Origin of the sequence: Dietzia sp. B44 (assembly GCF_014145245.1) — a bacterium.
GTDB classification, from domain to species: domain Bacteria; phylum Actinomycetota; class Actinomycetes; order Mycobacteriales; family Mycobacteriaceae; genus Dietzia; species Dietzia natronolimnaea.
Window position 1 is genome coordinate 1 of the sequence record NZ_JAALEF010000335.1, and the last position, 1,711, is coordinate 1,711.

1 protein-coding gene is annotated in these 1,711 nt (G+C 70.5%); it reads left to right on the forward strand.

Going from position 1 to position 1,711, the window contains the following annotated elements; translation table 11 throughout:
- Positions 1 to 1,567 (forward strand): alpha-amylase family protein (locus G6017_RS11330; protein ID WP_182617415.1); only part of this gene is annotated, 1,567 nt, incomplete at its 5' end.
- Positions 1,568 to 1,711: the final 144 nt, after the last annotated feature.

Sequence of the window (1,711 nt, forward strand, 5' to 3'; positions counted from 1 at the left end):
CGGCACCGGGGACGCGCGGACCCGGACCTCGCTGGCGCTGTCCGACGAGGTCGCGGCCGCGATGGCCGCCGGACCGGTCCGCGAGCTGGTGACGGCCGGTCAGACCCACCGCGTCTGGGTCGACCGGCGCGAGGCCCAGTTCAGCTCGTGGTACGAGTTCTTCCCCCGCTCCACGGGCGGGTGGGACGAGCGGGGCCGGCCCGTCCACGGCACCTTCGCCACCTCGCGCACCCACATCGACCACGCCGCGGACATGGGCTTCGACGTGGTGTACCTGCCGCCCATCCACCCGATCGGGGTGGTCAACCGGAAGGGCCGCAACAATTCGCTCACCCCGGACCCGGGCGACGTCGGTTCGCCCTGGGCGATCGGTTCCGCGGACGGCGGCCACGACGCGGTGCACCCGGAGCTCGGCACCATCGAGGATTTCCGCGAGCTGGTCGAGTACGCCGCCACGAGGGGTGTCGAGATAGCGCTGGACCTGGCGTTGCAGTGCGCGCCGGACCACCCGTGGGCGCAGGCGCACCCCGAGTGGTTCACGGTGCTGCCCGACGGGCACATCGCCTACGCCGAGAACCCGCCCAAGAAGTACCAGGACATCTACCCCGTCAACTTCGACCTCGATCCCGAGGGGATCTACGCCGAGGTGCTCCGGGTGGTGCGGCTGTGGACCTCCCTGGGCGTACGGATCTTCCGGGTGGACAACCCGCACACCAAGCCGGCCGACTTCTGGAGCCGCCTGATCGCCGAGGTCAAGCGCACGGAACCGGACGTGCTGTTCCTCGCCGAGGCCTTCACCCGTCCCGCCCGCATGTTCGGCCTGGCCAGGCGGGGCTTCTCGCAGTCGTACACCTACTTCACCTGGAAGACCACCAAGTCCGACCTGGTGGAGTTCTGCGAACAGCTGCTGGCGCACGTCGACGAGGCCCGGCCCAACATGTTCACCAACACCCCGGACATCCTCCACGAGTCGCTGCAGCGCGGGGGCCCCGCGATGTTCGCGATCCGGTCGACGCTCGCGGCCACGCTGTCCCCGGCGTGGGGCGTGTACTCGGGCTTCGAGCTGTTCGAGTGGCAGCCCGTCACCGACGGCAGCGAGGAGTACCTGGACTCGGAGAAATACGAGCTCCGGCCCCGGGACTTCGCCGGTGCCGAGGCGGCGGGCCAGTCCCTCGCGCCGTGGCTCCGGACCCTCAACCGGATCCGCCGGGAGCACCCCGCCCTCCAGCAGCTGCGCACCCTGCGGTTCCACGACGTGGACAACGACCAGATCCTCGCCTACTCCAAACTCGACCCCACCACCGGCGACTGCGTCCTCACGGTGGTCTCACTCGACTCGCACGGGGTCCAGGAGGGCACCCTCCGGCTGGACATGGCCGCTCTCGGGTACGACGACGACGCCCGGTTCAGCGTCCACGACGAGGTCTCCGGCAGCGAGTTCCACTGGGGTTCGAGCAACTACGTGCGACTCGAGCCGTGGACGGCGGTCGCACACATCGTCGTGGTCCCGCCCTGCGACGAAGCACGTAGGGTCGAACTGACCTACCGCACGCACATCGTGGATTGAGGGACAACGGCATGGGAAAGCACCACGGCAAGGGCCGACCCGCTACCGAGAGCTCCGCCACGGCGCCCGGCAGGGTGCCACCGCCCGTCGACCCCGGGGCGGCCTGGCGGACGCCCGAGGAGGTCGCCCGCGACGAGGCGGGGC